Raw genomic sequence first — 17,495 nt, forward strand, 5'->3', positions numbered from 1 at the left:
TGATTTTCGAACGTTTGAAGTACCTATTTTTACCAGTCATATCAGGAAGTTATCATGCCATAAAAACATGTTTGCTTCCTAAGACCCTTGCTTAATACTAAAATTTTAGATGCGATATTTAACAAGATATTTAAAAATCTTTCCACTTGTCGCCATGATAAAAATAATAGCCATAATTGGCTTTGACTAAAGCGCTTATGGCTTCTTTTAAATGGCTCATTCGTGCCTGGTAAATACAATCGGCTACACAGACCGCGTAGCCTATGGGAATAACTCAAAAATGGTAATGAGATAATTATTAAACTCAAAACCTGCATCGACAATATCACCAATAATCGCGGCAAGCATAATAAAAATGTTAAAAATATCCGCCATAAATCCACTGATGTGCTGATTTTGTCAATTTCATCCAATAACTGAACCTATAACAACTCTGGCACAGTCGCCGATAATGTTGCTACTATCCGCTCCCTGTAACGCTTGACTTTTTTCTTTAGAGGGCACCATGACTGTATCTGTTGACTCCTTCCTTGCCCGTATCAAACAACGCGACCCGCATCAAACTGAATTTCATCAAGCTGTCGAAGAGGTACTGCGCAGCCTGTGGCCCTTTCTGCAAGACAACCCGCATTACGCCAAGGCCGGCATTTTAGAGCGTTTGGTCGAGCCGGAACGCGCCATTCAATTTCGCGTGCCTTGGGTGGATGACCAAGGCGTGGTACAGGTCAATCGCGGCTTTCGTGTACAGATGAACAGCGCCATCGGCCCGTATAAGGGGGGATTGCGCTTTCATCCTTCGGTCAATTTAAGCGTGCTTAAGTTCTTGGCTTTTGAACAGGTGTTTAAAAATTCGCTGACTTCCCTGCCCATGGGCGGCGGCAAAGGCGGTGCGGATTTTAACCCCAAGGGCAAGAGTGACGGCGAAGTGATGCGCTTTTGCCAATCCTTTATGAGCGAGCTGTACCGTCATATTGGCGCAAACCTTGACGTACCCGCCGGGGATATTGGCGTGGGCGGGCGCGAGATTGGCTATTTGTTCGGCCAATATAAACGTCTTGCCAATGAGTTTGCCTCGGTGCTTACCGGCAAAGGGCTTGCCTACGGCGGTAGCCTGATCCGCCCGGAGGCGACCGGCTACGGCTGCGTGTACTTTGCCGAAGAGATGCTAAAGCGCAAGCAACTCGGCTTTGAAGGAAAAAAGGTGTGCATTTCCGGTTCAGGCAATGTCTCACAATACGCCGCGCAAAAAGTGATGGAATTAGGTGGACGGGTAATTTCCCTGTCCGACTCACAAGGCACGCTGGTGATTGAAGCAGGGCTTGATCAGGAACAGTGGCACTACCTGATGGATTTAAAAAACCGCCGCCGCGGGCGTATCCGCGAAATGGCTGAACACTTTGCCCTGCCCTTTCTTGAAGGGCAGACACCTTGGCATCTGCCCTGTGACATTGCCCTGCCCTGTGCCACGCAAAACGAATTGTCCTCTGAAGATGCACGTACTTTGCTGAAAAACGGCTGCATTTGCGTGGCCGAAGGCGCCAATATGCCGGCCACTCTGGAGGCGGTGGAAGTCTTTATCGAAGCCGGTACGCTCTACGCTCCGGGCAAGGCGGCCAACGCCGGCGGCGTTGCCACCAGCGGTCTGGAGATGAGCCAAAACGCCATGCGCCTGCACTGGAGCGGCGGCGAGGTGGACGAAAAACTGCACAACATCATGCAAAACATCCACCAGGCCTGCGTGCGCTACGGCGAGGAAAACGGGCGCATCAACTACGTCAAAGGTGCCAATATCGCCGGTTTCGTTAAAGTCGCCGATGCCATGCTGGAGCAAGGCGTGGTTTAAAAATGCGCGCCCTAGGCAAAGCCGCCGCCATAGCGCAGACCATTATCAACATTGCGGTCGATACAATGAGCCTGCCTCATGCGTTGGCGGTCAGCACCGCCGGTGACGGATCGAGCCTGCGCATTGCAGGCACTGGAACAGGACAAAGCGCATCTGGGGCAAGTGCACAGCGTATTGTGTGATGGTGGCTATACGGGCGATCCCTTTGCGCAAGGGGTGAAGGCCATTCTGGGTGATGCCCAAGCGCTGGATCGTCAAACGCAGCTTTGCCTGCTTGGACAAGAACAGGCGACTAAACATTCATTGACGAGCAGACCAATGGCGGGTAGTCCTTCAGCAAAATGAGCCTGTACCAGTTCACGCAAAGTAGCGCGTACGCGATGTTCATAGCCAATACGCCCTGCTTCAAACAACCATTCAAAAGTCGGTTCAAGTCGATAAGCTTGATACAACAATGAACGCACCTGAGTTTGATAATCACTGCCCAATATGCAAATTTGGCTGGAAATATCCAAGCGCTGCGAGGGTATTGCCAAATAGCCAAATAACAAGCAGAGACTGGAGACTATTGGATAAATGCGCTAGCATCCATTTTTTCTGATAGGTCTTTTATGAAAATTGTTTCTTTTAATATCAATGGACTGCGCGCGCGTCCACATCAATTAGCGGCGCTGATTGAAAAACATCAGCCGGATATTATCGGTTTGCAGGAAACCAAAGTCAGCGATGAGCAGTTTCCCGAAGAGCAAATCCACCAGTTGGGCTACCATCTGCACTATCACGGGCAAAAAGGCCATTATGGCGTTGCCCTGCTCTCGCGCGAAGCCCCGCTTGAAGTCCATAAAGGTTTTCCAACGGATGATGCGGATGCGCAGCGCCGCTTTATCTGGGGGACTTTTGCTGATAAAAAAGGCCATACCATTACCGTAATGAATGGTTATTTCCCACAGGGAGAAAGCCGCAATCATCCAATAAAGTTTCCGGCCAAGCAGCGTTTTTATACGGATTTGCAAAACCTTTTGCAGGAACGTTTTACCGCGCAGCAGCCGTTATTGCTGATGGGGGATATGAATATTTCACCGGAAGATTGCGATATTGGTATTGGTGAAGTGAATCGGTTACGTTGGTTAAAAAGCGGCAAATGCAGCTTTCTGCCTGAAGAACGCCAGTGGATGGCGGCTTTAAAAGAATGGGGATTGCTGGACAGCTTTCGCCATTTGTATCCTGATAGCTGTGATCGTTTTAGTTGGTTTGATTATCGCAGCCGTGCTTTTGAAGACAATCCCAAGCGAGGGCTGCGTATTGATTTAATTATGGCATCGACAGCTTTGCATTCTCGTTTACGCACGGCTGGGATAGATTATGAGCTACGTGCAATGGAAAAACCTTCTGACCACGCGCCCGTTTGGTTGGAATTAGACTGTGAAACCAGTGGATAAAAATTGAGCAAGGAGAAGACCATGCTGCAGCAACAATTACAGCAGCAACTGGATGTACTGCGCAAACAACTGGAAAGCAGCAGTCCCTTATCTTCTGCCGAACAAGAGCAATTGCATGCGTTAATTGCTCAAATCGAGTTGCAGCTCGAACTCGATGCTGTCGCACCCGAAAGTAGTTTGCGTGACAGTTTGGAGCAAGTGGTAGAAGGCTTTGAATTGGAACATCCCACACTGGCGGCAACCTTGCGTGGTATTGTGCAGACACTGGCAAATATGGGGATTTAACAGCCCTTCCCTATTATTGACGCATGCCGCGCCCGCTAATCAGTAAATGGATACAAATACTATAAAGCAGCAGCGCCGCCATCAGCATAAAGCCAATAGCCACGCCAATGCTAATATCGGAAACGCCCAAAATACCGTAGCGAAAGGCATTGACCATATGCAAGATGGGATTAGCCAATGACACTTTTTGCCAAAAAGACGGCAGTAAGCTGATGGAATAAAATATGCCGCCCAAATAGGTTAATGGCGTTAGCACAAAGGCCGGGATAATAGTGATATCATCAAAACTACGGGCAAATACCGCATTGATAAAGCCGCCCAAGGAAAAAATAGCAGCCGTCAGTAACACCACTAACAGGGTGATACCTAAATGATGCACTTGCAATTGGGTAAAAAATAGCGAAAGCAAGGTGACAATCAAACCTACCAGCAGACCACGTAATATGCCGCCTAAAGCAAAGCCAATAAGAATAATGTGGGGAGATACTGGCGATACTAAAAGCTCTTCAATATTGCGCTGAAATTTACTGCCGAAAAAGCTGGAGACGACATTACCGTAGGAATTGGTAATGACCGACATCATAATCAGCCCGGGTGCTATATATTGCATATAGCTAAAACCACCCATTTCACCAATTTGCTTGCCAATCAATCGACCGAAAATAACAAAATACAGCACCATGGTAATGGCAGGCGGCAGCAGGGTTTGCGGCCAGATTCGCAAAAATCGACGTACTTCGCGGTGAACTATAGTGGTTAGCGCAATGGCATTGGCTTTCAGTTCAGTATTCATGCACTCGCCTTAAGCAGGTTTTTGCCGACCAGCGAAACAAATAACTCTTCCAAACGATTGGTCTTATTGCGCATGGAAATAACATGAATATTACGTGCGCCAAGTTCCACAAACAGCGTATTGAGTCCAAGGCTTTTTTCTACCTGCACTTCTATTGTGTGGTGGTCGATTAGACGCAGTGGATAATGGCTGATTTGCGGGGCTGTATCGAGAAAATCACGCAAATCCAGAAAAAAGGTTTCGGTTTGCAAGGTTTTTAGCAATGCTTTCATGCTGGTATTTTCTACAATTTTTCCTTGGTCGATAATGGCGATATTGCGGCAAAGTTGTTCGGCTTCTTCCAGATAATGAGTGGTCAGAATAATGCTAATGCCTTGCTGATTAAGTTCGAGCAGAAAATTCCACATGGAACGACGTAGTTCAATATCAACGCCTGCGGTGGGTTCATCCAAAATAAGTAGCCGTGGGTTATGTACCAGTGCTCGCGCAATCATTAAACGGCGTTTCATACCACCGGATAATTCTCGTGAAACCCTGTGGCGTTTATCCCACAGACCCAATTGCGTTAAATATTGTTCACTGCGCTCAGCGGCCAGGCGCGGGGCAATACCGTAATAACCGGCTTGGGTACAGACAATATCAAACACTTTTTCAAACTGATTAAAGTTAAATTCCTGCGGCACTACACCAATACAGCGCTTAAGTGCAGCAGGGGATTGGTCAAGGTCGTGATTAAATACACAAACCGTACCAGAACTTTTATTAAGCAGTGTTGAAAGAATACCAATAATGGTTGATTTGCCCGCGCCATTAGGGCCTAGCAAAGCAAAAAAATCGCCTTCGGCAACATCAAGGTCAATGCCTTGCAATGCGGTAAAACCATTGCCATAGGTTTTATTGAGTTGTCGAATGGAAAGAGCCGTCGCTGTCATGAAGAAGGCTGCTTATAGGGAAAAGCGTTTAGATGGGGTTGCCGGGTCCATATTGCAAGCCCTGTTAGCACCGTTACAACTGAGGCAATATCGGCGTATCAACGCGCACCTCGGCATTTTGTGCGCGGTGACGCAGCCAATGATCCATCAGCACCAAAGCCATCATGGCCTCAGCAATGGGCGTGGCGCGGATACCCACACAGGGGTCGTGCCTGCCTTTGGTAATGACTTGGACAGGATTGCCGTTAATATCAATACTGCGCCCTGCTGTGCTGATGCTGGAAGTCGGCTTAAGTGCAATATGAGCCACTATCGGCTGGCCGCTGGAAATACCCCCTAATACGCCACCTGCGTGATTGGATAAAAAGCCTGCGGGGCTCATTTCATCGCGGTGTTCGGTGCCAAATTGACTGATGGCGGCAAATCCAGCGCCAATTTCTATGCCTTTAACCGCATTGATACCCATCAATGCCTGTGCTAAATCAGCATCCAGACGGTCAAATACCGGCTCGCCTAATCCTGGCGGTACGCCTTCGGCAATAACGGTGATTTTTGCACCGATGGAATCTTGCTTGCGCCGCAACTCATCCATAAAAGCACAGAGTTCTTCGACTTTATCCAAGTCGGGGCTGAAAAATGGATTTTGTTCGACCGCATCCCAGCTTTTAAATGGGATTTCGATCGGACCCAATTGACTCATATAGCCGCGTACCGAAATGCCCTGCTCTTTCAGGTATTTTTTGGCAATGGCTCCGGCGGCCACGCGCATGGCGGTTTCCCGTGCGGATGAACGCCCGCCACCACGATAGTCGCGGATGCCGTATTTATGCCAGTAGCTGTAATCGGCGTGGGATGGGCGGAACAAGTCCTTGATGGCGGCGTAGTCTTTTGATTTTTGGTCGGTATTGCGAATTAACAGAGCAATCGGGCAACCGGTGGTTTGGCCTTCAAAAACGCCGGAGAGAATTTCGACTTGGTCGGCTTCTTGCCGTTGTGTGGTGTGCTTACTGCTGCCGGGACGACGGCGGTCAAGTTCCGCCTGGATATCGGCTTCGCTTAACCTCATGCCCGGTGGGCAACCATCGACGATAGCGAGCAAAGCCGCCCCGTGGCTTTCACCCGCCGTTGTTACAGTAAACAATTTGCCGATGCTATTGCCGGACATTGGAGATTTCCAAAAGCATTAAAAAGTTTATGTTTTAAGCAATGGCGAAATCATTGGATTTAAGCCTTAACTCGTGCCTTATATTCACCATTACGTGTATCGATTTCAATAAAATCACCGATTTCACAAAACTCGGATACTTTAAGTTCAGCACCGTTATTAAGACGCGCCACTTTCATTACTTTGCCTGAAGTATCACCGCGTACTGCGGGTTCGGTATAGGCAATCTGCCGAACAATAGTGGTCGGCAATTCAACGGAAATCACGCGCTCGTTATAAAATACTGCTTCACAAATATCCGGCATGCCGTCTTCAATAAAGGCGAGCACCCCTTCGAGGTCATTTTTTTCAATTTCGTATTGATTGTATTCATTATCCATAAAGACATAGAGCGGGTCGGCAAAATAGGAGTAGGTGACTTCTTTGCGTTCGAGAATAACCGGCTCCAATTTGTCATCGGCTTTATAGACGGTTTCTGTAGTCGTTCCGGCCAGCAGGTTTTTTAGCTTCATTTTGACTACTGCGCTGTTACGACCGGATTTGTTAAATTCCGCTTTTTGGATAACCCAAGGCTCGCCATTGATCACAGCGACTTGTCCTGCGCGAAATTCTTGTGCGGTTTTCATGAAAATATCCGTTAACTCTTAAGGGAAAAGTGAGCCTTATCGATAGATAAGTCAAATCAGCCGCCTATGATACCCGAGCGCGGCAAAACTGCACCAGTTTTGCCGCTAAGTCATCATGACTGGCTTGTTGATTAGCCCAACGCTGCGCATGCTTTTGTAGCGCCTCCCAATGGGCAAGTAAACGCTGCCAGTTTGCCGCAAGCGGCTGCCCGGTGTTCCAGGCACGCCAAAAGTCGGCGAGTTCTTGTGCGCTACCAACAGGCATCTGCTGAAGATAGCGCGCAAGGAAAGCTTCTAATTTGACGCTATGGGCATTGTCTTGTTGCGGGTAGATATGCCAAAGCATCGGCCTGCCCGCCCACTGTGCGCGTAAAAAGGAATCTTCGCCACGTACCAGATTAAAGTCGCAACACCAGAGCAGGCGGTCGTAGTCTTTTTGGTCAACAAAGGGCAGAACATGCAGGCTTAGGTTGCCCCGCTGGAGGTTTTGCCCGGCGCGCAATGGGGAAGTGTCAAGCCCGCTCGCCAAGTTTTCCAGAATGCGCCCTTCAGGTACCAACAATTGATTAGGCTGGCTGTCTTGGGATAGCGCCTGAAGCCAATCAGCAATGGCCGGGTTTTCGTAACTAAAGAGTGAAATGAGCCGCGCTTGGTCTTTTTGACATACGCCAAGTCCTGCCAAAAAATCCTTTTGTGCCGATGGATCTTGCCCAAAAATTAAACGTTGCTGTAGTAAATCGCGCTCACGCAGCAGGCCGCCGGTTTTTTCGCTAAAGCCGGGGAAGAAAAAATACTTAAGGACGCCGCCCTCTTGCGGCGAAGGCATTTCGTGGCAGTCTTCAACCCAATCTTCGGCGCTTAAATACTCCAGATTAAGCCAAAGCCGCCCTGCCCCATCGGCCATTGCCGCTTCTACAAAATCCGGCAGACGGCAGGCAAAGGCTTCTATTACGATTTGCGCAGGAGTGATGGATTGCTTGGCACGCGGCCAACGGCAAATTTGCACGCCGGATTGCCACTGGCAATCGGCTTTACTGTTTGCCGCCGGACACAGCTTGGCGAAGGCGTTTAAATCATCCACCCACAGGCGCACTTGCTGACCGTATTCAGCCACCAATTGCCGTGAAAGTCGCCAAGTAATGCCAATATCGCCGTAGTTATCGATAACGCGGCAAAAAATATCCCAAGTGGTTTTCAAAATGACGCTTTGAGCCTATCGGAATGGGTAATTTTCGGGGCGCTTTGCCCTTTGTGCAAGGTAAACTGTGCCTTTGTTAAGTAACCTGAGACCGCAATGCAAGCTCGCCTGATTAAAAAATATCCCAATCGCCGTTTGTACGATACACACAGCAGCAGTCATGTGACTTTGGTGGACATTCGCCAGATGGTATTGGAGGAGCAGCCCTTTCAGGTGGTGGATGCCAAAAGTGGCGAGGATTTAACGCGCAGCATTTTGATGCAAATTATTCAGGAGGCGGAAAGCGATGGCGAGCCTATTTTTTCCAGTGACATGCTGCGCAGCATTATTCGTTTTTACGGGCCGTTTCAGGGCATGTTCGGCGGTTATTTGGAGCAGAGCATTCAGGCCATGTTGACTATTCAAAATCAAGCCGGTGCGCAATCTTCACAAGCCTTTACGGACTTTATGCAAAAGCAGGCACCGGTCATGCAAAACCTGATGCAGCAGTACATTGAGCAGTCGAAAACGCTCTACCAGAGCAGCCAGCATCTGTTTGGTTTGTTTGCCAGCGGCAAGCGCGAAGAGCAAGAGTAACTACTGCGCCAGCTCGTGCTGTGCCAAAAAATGCTCAGGCTGCCAACCTTCGCTGCGTAGCAGGCGTTCCAATTCCAATTGGGGTAAGTGGACGCAAAGTACCGTACTGCCATCGTCGCCCTGCTCTTCTGCACGCACGGCATTTTGTGCAAAGAATTTGGCGCGCAGCCTGCCCGCCTGACCGGGCAGGCGCAAGGTGCCACGAAAGACGTCCTGCCCTAAACGCTCGGCCATTGCCTTAAGCAGGCCGTCCAATCCCTGCCCGTTTTGTGCAGACAGCCAAATGCGCACCGCACAACCGTTGCTATCGCGTTGTAGCAGTGGCTGTGCTCGTTCATCGTCAAGCAGGTCAATTTTGTTGCAGACTTCCAGCAGCGGCAGTTCACCGGCGCCAATTTCCTTCAAGACAGCGCTGACTTGCTCCATCTGCTGCTCTTTCTCGTAACCACTGGCATCAATGACATGCAGCAGTAAGTCGGCGTTGCTGGATTCTTCCAAAGTGGCGCGGAAGGCTTCGATCAAACGATGCGGCAAATGGCGGATAAAACCCACGGTGTCGGCCAAGATGATCGGGCCAAAACCTGGGATGTCCAAGCGGCGCAAGGTGGGGTCGAGCGTGGCAAACAGTTGGTCGGCAGCGTAAACCTGCCCTTCGGTAAGTGCATTAAACAGGCTGGATTTGCCCGCGTTGGTATAGCCGACTAAAGAAACGGTAGGAATTTGAGCGCGCCTTCGACGGCGACGCGCCTGCTCGCGCTGGCGGCGCACCTTGGCGAGCCGCTGCTTGATATGGGCGATACGCTCGCGCAACAGGCGGCGGTCGCTTTCCAACTGGGTTTCGCCCGGACCGCGCAGGCCGATACCGCCTTTTTGTCGCTCCAAGTGCGTCCAACCGCGCACCAAGCGCGTACTTAAGTGCGAAAGTTGTGCCAATTCGACTTGCAGCTTGCCTTCGTGGGTGCGTGCACGCTGCGCAAAAATGTCGAGGATAAGACCTATGCGGTCAATCACCCGGCAAGCACAGAAGCTTTCCAGATTGCGTTCTTGGGAGGGGGTCAGTGCATGATTAAAGATAATCAGTTCAGCCTGCAACGCTTTGACTTGCTGCGCCAGTTGCTCAGCTTTACCGCTACCAATCAGAAAACGAGGACTAGGATGTTGGCAGGGAAACTCAAGAAAGGTCAGGATTTCGGCACCGGCAGAAGTCGCCAGTGCGCGAAACTCATCAGCATCTTCAGAAAGCTCAGGGTTTTGTGTATCCAGATGAACCAAAATGGCTCGCTCACCACCCTGATGGCGTTCAAAAAACAATGAATAAACGCCTTAAATCAGCTATTGCCAGGTTCAACCTCATCCGCATCTTCACCCTCGTTGGCCAGCACCAAGCGCACCGGACGACCGGGCACTACAGTAGAAATGGCGTGTTTGTAAACCATTTGGCTGACGGTGTTTTTCAGCAAGATAACAAACTGGTCAAACGATTCTATTTGGCCTTGCAACTTGATGCCGTTGACCAGATAGATGGAGACTGGAATGCGTTCCTTGCGCAATGTATTAAGGTAAGGGTCTTGTAGCAGATGCCCTTTTGACATGTCATAAACTCCTTTTGGGATGGATTGTGGAATGGGCGCACTATACGCACTACAGGATGGGATAAAAAGACACAAACAGTATAAGGAATGTACCGTCCGTAATAAATAAATCCAAAGGCTTAATTCGCAAGAAGATGGGCATGTAGCCAACCTAAGATACGCGACAAATTGTCGCAGCTTTCGCTAAAAAGGCGATAGAGGTCAGGCCAACTGCGCAGCCAGGTCATCTGCCGTTTGGCCAGTTGTCGGGTCGCGATAATGGCACGTTCGCTTGCTGCGTCAAGGCTTAAGTGCCCATCCAGATATTCCCAAACTTGCCGATAACCCACGGCTCGCATGGCAGGCAGGCGCAAATGTAAATCGCCACGTGCGTGCAGCACTTTGACTTCTTCAACCAGCCCGTCTTTGAGCATTTGCTGGAAACGCTGCGCGATGCGTTGATGTAGCCAGTGCCGGTTATCCGGCAGCAGTGCGATTTGCGCGATACGAAAAGGCAATGCCGCTTGCACTTGCTGCGCTTGCCAGTAACCCATGCTTTGCCCGCTACTGAGCTGCACTTCCAGAGCGCGAATGATGCGTTGGCGGTCGTTGGGATGCAGGCAAGCGGCGCTTTGTGGGTCAAGCTGCATCAGCTTTTGATGCAAGACGGTGCTGCCTTCGGCTTGCATCTGACGCTCCAATTCGGCGCGAAGTGTCGGGTCTGCCGCTGGCATCTCGGCCAATCCGTGCAACAGTGCCTTGAAATACAAAGCTGTGCCGCCGACCAGCAGGGGGATTTTCCCGCGTGCACTGATCAAACGCATGGCCGCCAGTGCATCGGCGCGAAAACGCGCGGCGGAATAAGCCTCGCGCGGGTCACAAATATCAATCAGATGGTGTGGGTATTGAGCAAGAACCGCTTGGCAAGGCTTGGCCGTGCCAATATCCATACCTCGATAGACCAGCGCTGAATCGACGCTGATGATTTCACAGGGCAAGGCATCAGCCAGTTGCAGCGCCAAATCGGTTTTACCGGAGGCGGTCGGACCTTGCAGAAAAATAGCCGGGGGTAGTTCTAGCGCTGCCATCAGCGTCCACGCAAAAACAATTTGTCGAGCGCGGGCATATCCAGTGCTGTCCAAGTGGGGCGACCGTGGTTGCATTGATTGCTGCGTTCGGTGCGTTCCATATCGCGCAGCAGGGCGTTCATCTCCGTGATGGTTAAACGGCGACCGGCGCGTACCGAGCCGTGACAGGCCATCGTTGAGAGGATGGCGTGACAGTGTGCCTCAATGCGGTCGCTGCTGCCGTATTCGAGCAAGTCGGCGAGTACGTCGCGCAGCAAACCCTCGGCATCGGCCCCCGCGAGTAATGCGGGAATTTGGCGGATGGTGATACTTTCAGCGCTTAATCGCTGCAATTCAAAACCTAATTTGTCAAACCAGTGGCTTTGCGCTTGTGCGCAATCGGCCTCGCGTTCACTTAAAGCCAAGGTTTGCGGCACTAACAACGGCTGGCCGCGCAGCCCTTCATGGCGCATGGCCTGTTTGAGCCTCTCGTAAGTGATGCGCTCGTGTGCGGCGTGCATATCGACCAATATCAGCCCGTGCTGGTTTTCCGCGAGAATATAGATACTTTTAAGCTGTGCCAGCGCATAGCCCAGCGGCGGGATTTCGGCCGATGAGTCAGTCGCTTGGGTTTCATCCAGCGCAGCAAAGTATTCGCGGTACAGCGCGGCGGGTGCCTCCCTGACCGCAAATCCGCCGGGTTTGCTCTGTAAACCGCTACCGGCGCTGCGCCATGTGGCCGCGGGCGCTTCGGCAAGCGGCATTGCGCTCTGTTCAAGCGGCGTTTGTGCATGGGTTTCAGTCGCGACCGCAGGCGTACTTTGCGGGCGCACCTCGGCCAGCGCCTGATGCAGTCCGCCAAAGAGAAAATCATGCAGCAAGCGGCTATCACGAAAGCGCACTTCGTGTTTGGTCGGGTGGACATTGACATCGACCAGCGCCGCGTCCAGTTCAAGAAACAACACAAACACCGGATGCCGTCCGTGATAGAGCACGTCACGATAAGCCTGCCGTATAGCGTGGGCGACCAGACGGTCGCGCACTGCGCGGCCATTGACGTAGAAATACTGCAAATCCGCTTGGCTGCGTGAAAAAGTCGGCAGACCAATCCAGCCGGATAGTTTCAGGCCACTGCGCTCAAGAGCAATCGGCAGCACCTGTTCTAAAAACTGGCTGCCACACAGCATGGAAACCCGCCGCGCGCCCTCGGAAGGTTCAGTCGCGGGGGGCAAATTGAGCACGCTTTTACCGTTGTGGCGCAGACTAAAGGCCACATCAAAACGCGCCAGCGCCAGCCGTTTTAAGACTTCCTGTAAATGGTCAAATTCGGTTTTTTCTGTACGCAGAAATTTACGCCGCGCGGGCGTGTTAAAAAACAGGTCGCAGACTTCCACCGAACTGCCGAACGGGTGCGCCGCCGGTTGTAGCTGAACACGCATGTCGCGCCCTTCGGTCTGTACCGCAAAGGCATATTCGGCATCGCGCCGCCTTGAGGTTAACGTCAAGCGGGAAACCGAACTGATGGAGGCGAGCGCTTCGCCGCGAAAGCCCATGCTTTGTACCCGCTCCAGGTCGGCGAGGTCGCGGATTTTGCTGGTGGCGTGTCGTTGCAGGGCGAGCGGCAAGTCATCGGCCTCAATGCCTGCGCCGTTATCGCGCACCAATAAGCGCTTGATACCGGCTTGCTCGACTTCCACTTCAATCCGTGTTGCGCCCGCATCCAGCGCGTTTTCCAGCAATTCTTTAAGCACCGATGCCGGACGCTCAACCACCTCCCCGGCGGCAATTTGGTTGGCAAGACGCGGGCTGAGCAGAGCGATTCTGTCTTGGCTCATAAGGCGGGGATTTTCAAGATTTGCCCGACTTTAATCAGGTCGCTTTTCAGCGCGTTGTGCTGGCGCAAGGCGGCGGTTGAAACCTGATAACGGCGGGCAATCTGCGACAGGCTTTCGCCCGCTTGTACACGATGCTCACGCGCAGCGGTGGCGACGCTCTGCCCGCCGTCACGGGTAAAGGCAAGCCAACTGCCGGGCGGCGGGTTTTTCTGGAAGAACTCGAAAATCCCCTTGGCAATCGCGCTCGCCAGTGTTCGCTGATGCTGCGCCGTGTTTAACTTTTGCGCTTCGTTTTGATTGGAAATAAAGCCCGTTTCCACCAAAATCGATGGCATGTCCGGCGATTTAAGCACGATAAAACCGGCCGTCTCCACGCTGCGTTTATGTAACGCCGTGACCTTGCCCATACTGCTAAGCACTTTGTCACCGACATTAAGGCTGGAGGCGAGCTTGGCGTTCATCGATAAGTCCAGCAACACCCCGGCGAGCATCGGGTCTTTGTCGTTCAGACTGAGTCTGTCCACGCCGCCGATAAGGTCTGAGCGGTTTTCATTCTTGGCCAGCCAGCGCGCCGTCTCCGAACTCGCCCCACCCTTGGACAGCGCATAGACCGAAGCGCCAAACGCACTCTTGCGCTCTGCCGCATCGGCATGGATGGAAACAAACAGGTCAGCGCCTTTTTGCCTGGCAATCAGCGGACGCTTAACCAGCGGAATAAAGTAGTCGCCGCTGCGCGTCAGTTCACCGCGAAAACCTTTACGCTGATTGATTTGCCGCTGCAATTCGCGGGCGATAGCGAGCGTGACATGTTTTTCGTGTTGACCTTTTGCGCCTAGCGCACCGGGGTCTTCCCCGCCGTGTCCGGCATCAATGGCTATCACAATATCGCGCTGGCCGCTGGGCAGGGAAACGGTTGGGCTGCTGTTCGTGGGCGGTGGTGCGTTGGGGGCAACTTGGGTTTGTGGCAGCTGGTCAAACAGATCAATCACCAGTCGATGACCGTAGGGTGCGTTGGGGGGCAGGCTGAAGCTGCTCGGTTTAACCTCGGCGGAAAGGTCAATCACCAAGCGCAAAATATCGCTGCTTGGCCTGCCCGAACGCAGTGCACGAATCGGCGTGCCGCCCAGCGAGAGGCCATCGAGCTGGGTAGCAAGCTGTGCATCCTTCATATCGATAACCACCCGCAGCGGCTTATCCAGCGTAAGCACCTCGTATTTCACCGCAGCGGATAAATCGAGCACCAAGCGGGTGTTATCCGGCGCACGCCACAGTCGCACGCTTTGAATTTGCGCCTCAGCCAGTGCGGTTAACGGCAGCAGCAACAGCGCAATTAACCCAAGTGTTCGCGTCCAGGCTTTCAATAATCCATCCTCAGAGCGCCAAAGCGCGACACCATGCCTCGCCGCGCGTGCTGGCCGGACAAAGCTTTAAGTCTCGCCCGGTCTGCAAAGGGCTAATGGTAATCACAAGGTCGGGCGCTGGCAAAACTCCCTCGCCACGTTCAGGCCACTCGACCAAGCACAGCGCATCGTCCGCAAAACAATCGCGTGCGCCTAAAAACTCCAGTTCTTCGGCATCGAGCAGACGGTACAAGTCAAAGTGAAAGACGCGCACGCGGCCGATTTCATAAGGTTCAATCAGGGTAAAGGTGGGGCTTTTGACCGCAGCTTGATAGCCCAAGGCACGAATAATGCCGCGTGCCAGCGTGGTCTTGCCCATACCCAGATTGCCATGCAGATAAATCACTCCACGCCCTTCGGTCAGTGCAGCCAGCGCGCCGCCCAGCGCGAGCATGGCGGTTTCGTCTGCAATCTTTAATGTGCAAGACATGGGCTATGCGCTTCCAATAATGAACGGATAACGGGCAGCAGGTCACTGGCAAGTAAACCACGCCCGCCTGAACCAAGCTGCTCACCGGCCACGGCATGCAGCCAAATAGCAAGACAGGCGGCCTCAAAATCGACCATCCCTTGTGCGAGCAAAGCACCGAGAAGCCCAGCCAGCACATCACCAAAGCCAGGTCCTGCCATAGACGGATGCCCACGGTCACAGCGGCGCAAGTCCCCGTCCATAGTTGCAATCAATGTTCCAGCGCCTTTAAGAATGACCGTGGCTTGATAGCGTTTTGCCAAACACAAAGCCGCTTGTGGACGATCCTGCTGTATTTGCTGTACAGAACAACGCAAAAGCCGCGCCGCCTCGCCTGGGTGCGGTGTTATCAGCAGTGACTTGGCTGGGGATATATCCCCGTGCGCCAGTAAATTCAGTGCATCGGCATCCCAGACCTGCGGTTTATCGAGGGTCGTCGTAACCGATAGCAAGCTACGTCCCCAAGGCGCTTGCCCCAATCCCGGCCCTGCAACCAAGACATCCGCCTGTTGTAATAATTGCGCCAGTGCATAACTGGAATCCGCGCTGTGCGTCATCAATTCCGGCATTCGCGTCAGTGCCGGTGCAAGATGTGCCGCTCGGGTCATCAGCGATACTCGCCCTGCCCCAGCGCGCAAAGCCGCTTCTGCCGCCAGCAATGCGGCGCCACCCATACCGTGATCACCACCCAGCAGCCAAACATGACCGAACTGCCCCTTGTGTGCAGTACCCTGTCTTGGCGGTAGTTTGGGCAGATTGGAAAAATCCAGCGGTAATGGCTCAAAGAGGGGGGACGACATCAAGCACTCCAAAATTTATCCGGATTATACCTAAGGCTTTCTCACGGCTTGCTACAAGCGGGGCGCTTGGGTAATATCTGCGCCCTCTTTTTACCCTTCGAGATCATGCATGCGCCGTCCACTGGTCGCCGCCAATTGGAAAATGCACGGCACCCGTGAGAGCGTCAATGCCTTGCTTGCCGGGCTTTTCCAGCCGCTTTCGACTGACTGTGCCGATATTCTGTTATTCCCCGCTTATTTGCATATTGGCCAAGTTGCAAAAGCGCTTACGGGAACGACGGCCGCTTTAGGCGCACAAAACTGTGCCGAGCAAGCCGAAGAAGGCGCATTAACCGGCGAAATAGCACCTTGCCAGCTCAAAGATGCGGGTTGCCATTGGGTATTACTGGGGCATTCGGAACGCCGCTTGCAGCTTGGCGAAACCGATGCACAAATTGTCCGAAAATTTGCCGCGGCGCAATCGGCGGGTCTGCGCCCGCTACTCTGTGTAGGCGAGACGCAATCCCAACGTGAAGCCGGCGAAACCCTGAAAGTCGTCACCCAGCAACTCAGCGCGGTCATTGACGTACTAGGTATTGACGCTTTTGCGCAAGCAGCGCTGGCTTACGAGCCGGTCTGGGCGATTGGCAGCGGGCTTTCTGCCTCGCCGGAACAGGCTCAAGAAGTTCATGCTGCTATTCGTACACAACTTGCAGGTTACAGCGCTGAGATTGCAAAGAAAGTAAGGATTTTATACGGCGGCAGCGTTAAAGCCGCCAATGCAGCAGAGCTGTTTGCCATGCAGGATATCGATGGTGGCCTCGTAGGTGGAGCGTCACTGAATGCACAGGAATTTGGCGCCATTTGCCGCGCCGCCTTGGGAAGCTAAATAAATGTTGGAAACCGTCGTAGTCGTATTGCACTTGCTGGCCGCTGTTTGCGTGGTCGTACTGGTTTTATTGCAGCAAGGCAAAGGTGCCGATGCGGGCGCTTCGTTTGGTGCGGGCGCTTCTGCTACCGTCTTTGGCAGCCAAGGCTCGGCTACCTTTCTAAGCCGCATAACCGCTGTACTTGCCGCCGCTTTTTTTATTACCAGCTTGGCACTGGCTTGGTTCGCCAAATATCACTCTGATGCAGCAAAAAATTTAGGGCTGCCTGACGAATCCGTACTGCAAATTCCTGCAGAAATTCCATTGGCAAATGATGTCCCAATGTTGGATAATGCGCCCCCCGTAACAACGGATGTGCCCGAGCTGGAAAACTCAGACAACACCAACGAGTTACCCGCACAACCAGCAACACAAAACACAACGTCTGAAGCTGCAACTGCAGAGCAGGACTAAAACGATTTTGCCGAGGTGGTGGAATTGGTAGACACGCTACCTTGAGGTGGTAGTGGCCATAGGCTGTAGGGGTTCGAGTCCCCTCCTCGGTACCAATTATGAAACGACAGACAAAGACAATTTCCACTTTTAAGCGTAAATAACTGTTTATGCTTGACTTGTCTGCTTGGCTAG

16 protein-coding genes, 1 tRNA gene and 4 pseudogenes are annotated in these 17,495 nt (G+C 52.3%); 8 read left to right on the forward strand and 13 right to left on the reverse strand.

Going from position 1 to position 17,495, the window contains the following annotated elements; genetic code table 11:
- Positions 1-505 precede the first annotated feature (505 nt).
- Positions 506-1,843 carry an NADP-specific glutamate dehydrogenase gene (gdhA, locus tag AXE65_RS04330; protein ID WP_068388615.1) on the forward strand — a complete coding sequence of 446 codons (1,338 nt, stop codon included), beginning with the start codon at positions 506-508 and terminating at the stop codon, positions 1,841-1,843.
- 47 nt (positions 1,844-1,890) lie between these two features.
- Positions 1,891-2,138, forward strand: a pseudogene (locus AXE65_RS14140) (transposase); the annotation flags it as partial.
- On the opposite strand, the pseudogene AXE65_RS04340 reads toward AXE65_RS14140, so the two are convergent.
- Positions 2,134-2,358, reverse strand: a pseudogene (locus AXE65_RS04340) (GNAT family N-acetyltransferase); the annotation flags it as partial. The pseudogenes AXE65_RS14140 and AXE65_RS04340 sit on opposite strands and share 5 nt — an antisense overlap.
- A gap of 96 nt (positions 2,359-2,454) precedes the next feature.
- On the opposite strand from AXE65_RS04340, the gene xthA reads away from it, so the two are divergent.
- Together xthA and AXE65_RS04350 are read left to right on the forward strand one after the other, a co-directional pair.
- Positions 2,455-3,282, forward strand: coding sequence for an exodeoxyribonuclease III (xthA, locus tag AXE65_RS04345; RefSeq protein ID WP_068388624.1), 828 nt, complete (start codon positions 2,455-2,457; stop codon positions 3,280-3,282).
- A 21-nt stretch (positions 3,283-3,303) separates the two neighbouring features.
- Positions 3,304-3,567, forward strand: a complete 264-nt coding sequence (locus AXE65_RS04350; protein WP_068388627.1) for a DUF4404 family protein — start codon at positions 3,304-3,306, stop codon at positions 3,565-3,567.
- 13 nt (positions 3,568-3,580) lie between these two features.
- On the opposite strand, the gene AXE65_RS04355 is transcribed toward AXE65_RS04350, so the two are convergent.
- The 5 genes from AXE65_RS04355 to earP form a co-directional block, all read right to left on the reverse strand.
- Positions 3,581-4,360, reverse strand: a complete 780-nt coding sequence (locus AXE65_RS04355; protein ID WP_068388631.1) for an ABC transporter permease — start codon at positions 4,358-4,360, stop codon at positions 3,581-3,583.
- Positions 4,357-5,292 (reverse strand): ABC transporter ATP-binding protein, encoded by a 936-nt coding sequence (locus AXE65_RS04360; RefSeq protein WP_068388633.1) that lies wholly within the window; start codon positions 5,290-5,292, stop codon positions 4,357-4,359. Before AXE65_RS04360 ends, AXE65_RS04355 begins: the two co-directional genes overlap by 4 nt.
- A 73-nt stretch (positions 5,293-5,365) precedes the next feature.
- A complete protein-coding gene (gene aroC / locus AXE65_RS04365; protein WP_068388636.1) occupies positions 5,366-6,457 on the reverse strand; it encodes a chorismate synthase in 1,092 nt (363 codons plus the stop codon).
- Between the two features lie 59 nt (positions 6,458-6,516).
- Positions 6,517-7,083 carry an elongation factor P gene (efp, locus tag AXE65_RS04370; protein WP_068388639.1) on the reverse strand — a complete coding sequence of 189 codons (567 nt, stop codon included), beginning with the start codon at positions 7,081-7,083 and terminating at the stop codon, positions 6,517-6,519.
- Positions 7,084-7,147: 64 nt separating this feature from the next.
- Positions 7,148-8,281, reverse strand: a complete 1,134-nt coding sequence (gene earP / locus AXE65_RS04375; RefSeq protein ID WP_068388642.1) for an elongation factor P maturation arginine rhamnosyltransferase EarP — start codon at positions 8,279-8,281, stop codon at positions 7,148-7,150.
- Positions 8,282-8,377: 96 nt separating this feature from the next.
- Between earP and phaR the strand changes: the two genes are divergently transcribed.
- Positions 8,378-8,857 (forward strand): polyhydroxyalkanoate synthesis repressor PhaR, encoded by a 480-nt coding sequence (gene phaR / locus AXE65_RS04380; protein ID WP_068388645.1) that lies wholly within the window; start codon positions 8,378-8,380, stop codon positions 8,855-8,857.
- Here phaR and hflX read toward each other — a convergent pair whose 3' ends face one another.
- The 7 genes and pseudogenes from hflX to AXE65_RS04415 form a co-directional block, all read right to left on the reverse strand.
- Positions 8,858-10,168, reverse strand: a complete 1,311-nt coding sequence (gene hflX / locus AXE65_RS04385) for a ribosome rescue GTPase HflX (RefSeq protein ID WP_068388648.1) — start codon at positions 10,166-10,168, stop codon at positions 8,858-8,860.
- 17 nt (positions 10,169-10,185) lie between these two features.
- Entirely contained in the window at positions 10,186-10,449 is a 264-nt protein-coding gene (gene hfq / locus AXE65_RS04390) for an RNA chaperone Hfq (protein WP_068388650.1), read from the reverse strand.
- A gap of 119 nt (positions 10,450-10,568) precedes the next feature.
- On the reverse strand, positions 10,569-11,516 hold the full coding sequence (gene miaA / locus AXE65_RS04395; protein ID WP_068388653.1) for a tRNA (adenosine(37)-N6)-dimethylallyltransferase MiaA: 948 nt from the start codon (positions 11,514-11,516) through the stop codon (positions 10,569-10,571).
- Positions 11,516-13,330: a DNA mismatch repair endonuclease MutL gene (gene mutL, locus AXE65_RS04400; RefSeq protein ID WP_068388656.1), complete on the reverse strand. Its 1,815-nt coding sequence runs from the start codon at positions 13,328-13,330 to the stop codon at positions 11,516-11,518. Before mutL ends, miaA begins: the two co-directional genes overlap by 1 nt.
- Entirely contained in the window at positions 13,327-14,691 is a 1,365-nt protein-coding gene (locus AXE65_RS04405; protein ID WP_068388659.1) for an N-acetylmuramoyl-L-alanine amidase, read from the reverse strand. The genes mutL and AXE65_RS04405 overlap by 4 nt, the downstream gene beginning before the upstream one ends.
- A 10-nt stretch (positions 14,692-14,701) precedes the next feature.
- Complete coding sequence (gene tsaE, locus AXE65_RS04410) at positions 14,702-15,160, reverse strand: tRNA (adenosine(37)-N6)-threonylcarbamoyltransferase complex ATPase subunit type 1 TsaE (RefSeq protein ID WP_068388663.1); 459 nt, start codon at positions 15,158-15,160, stop codon at positions 14,702-14,704.
- Positions 15,145-15,981 (reverse strand): annotated as a pseudogene (locus AXE65_RS04415) (NAD(P)H-hydrate dehydratase); the annotation flags it as partial. The pseudogene AXE65_RS04415 and the gene tsaE, both read right to left, overlap by 16 nt.
- Positions 15,982-16,108: 127 nt before the next feature.
- Here AXE65_RS04415 and tpiA point away from each other — a divergent pair.
- The 3 genes and pseudogenes from tpiA to AXE65_RS04430 all read left to right on the forward strand — a co-directional run bounded on the left by tpiA (position 16,109) and on the right by AXE65_RS04430 (position 17,416).
- Positions 16,109-16,867, forward strand: coding sequence for a triose-phosphate isomerase (tpiA, locus tag AXE65_RS04420; protein ID WP_068388669.1), 759 nt, complete (start codon positions 16,109-16,111; stop codon positions 16,865-16,867).
- A 4-nt stretch (positions 16,868-16,871) separates the two neighbouring features.
- A pseudogene (secG, locus tag AXE65_RS04425) lies at positions 16,872-17,237 on the forward strand (preprotein translocase subunit SecG); the annotation flags it as partial.
- Positions 17,238-17,330: 93 nt separating this feature from the next.
- A tRNA-Leu gene (locus tag AXE65_RS04430) sits at positions 17,331-17,416 on the forward strand.
- Positions 17,417-17,495: the final 79 nt, after the last annotated feature.

Source organism: Ventosimonas gracilis (assembly GCF_001580025.1).
GTDB lineage: Bacteria > Pseudomonadota > Gammaproteobacteria > Pseudomonadales > Pseudomonadaceae > Ventosimonas > Ventosimonas gracilis.